This window comes from bacterium, assembly GCA_023150945.1.
Taxonomy (GTDB): Bacteria; Zhuqueibacterota; Zhuqueibacteria; order Zhuqueibacterales; family Zhuqueibacteraceae; genus Coneutiohabitans.
In genome coordinates this window covers 1-613 of sequence record JAKLJX010000091.1, presented here as the reverse complement: position 1 = coordinate 613, position 613 = coordinate 1, and the positions used below count along the sequence as shown (strand labels likewise).

The window sequence follows — 613 nt, the reverse complement described above, 5'->3', positions numbered from 1 at the left end:
CGGCGCCCAGGTGCAGCGCTTCGAAGAAGTGCTCAAGCTCGCGCGGCTGACCATCGACAAGCTCAAGGTCGAGGTCGCGTACCTGCGGCGCATGAAGTACGGCCGCTCCAGCGAGCGGCTGGAGCACGCCCAACTCGAGTTGGTCGGCGGCCAGGTGGCGCCCATCGTGGGCGCCGAGAGGGCCGTGGCCGACACCAGCGACGTCGCCTCGCTCGACGAACACCGCAAGAAGCGGGCGTATCGGCCGCGGCCGAACCTGCGTGAGTTGCCCGAGCACCTGCCGCGGCGCACCGTCATGCACCTGCCGGCGGGGCATCAAGCCGGCTGCGGCTGCCCGGCCTGCGGGCTGGCGCTGCGCGAGATCGGCCAGGACGTGAGCGAAGTGCTGGACTACGAACCCGGCAGCTTCCACGTCGTGCGGCACGTGCGCCCGAAGCTGGCGTGCAGCGGCTGCAAGGACGTCAGGCAGGCCGCAGCACCGAGCCGGCCGATCGAGCGCGTGATGGCCGGCGCCGGCATGCTGGCCCAGGTGCTCGTCGCCAAGTACTGCGACCACACGCCGCTGTACCGCCAGGCGCAGATCTACGCGCGCGCCGGCGTGGAACTGCACCGC

Annotated in this window: 1 protein-coding gene; it reads left to right on the top strand. The window is 71.6% G+C overall.

Annotated features, from left to right (window positions below):
• Positions 1–10: 10 nt before the first annotated feature.
• On the top strand, positions 11–613 hold a 603-nt coding region (locus tag L6R21_28190; protein MCK6563085.1), incomplete at its 3' end, for an IS66 family transposase zinc-finger binding domain-containing protein.